This is a genomic window from Wolbachia endosymbiont of Tuta absoluta (genome assembly GCF_059414725.1).
Genome location: NZ_JBNRJY010000671.1, coordinates 1 through 277, shown reverse-complemented (window position 1 = coordinate 277; position 277 = coordinate 1). Strand labels below are relative to the sequence as shown.

The following is a 277-nucleotide window of genomic DNA, read 5'->3' as shown; positions in this document are numbered from 1 at the left end:
CATAGTAAGGCAAATGGTACAGATAGAAAGTATCGCCGCTATGAGCAAACAAGATGTAATGCTAGAGATAGGTAGTAAAAAAGTTATAGCTGCAAAATACAGTAGTGGAGTTTATTCCGACCACTATGGAGCCTGTGATCGATCAGATTTACTTTAGAAATGTAAATACATAACTCTTGTACGTAACGTAATTTATTTGACGTACGTTGGTAGTTACAGAACAAAGCTGATTCATCTATTCTTAGTAACAAGTGTATTAATTATCTTAGTCATATAA

The 277-nt window shown here is 33.6% G+C and carries 1 pseudogene; it reads left to right on the top strand.

Annotated features, from left to right (window positions below):
* Window positions 1-139, top strand: a pseudogene (locus tag ACJ5GX_RS07110) (IS5 family transposase); the annotation flags it as partial.
* Window positions 140-277: the final 138 nt, after the last annotated feature.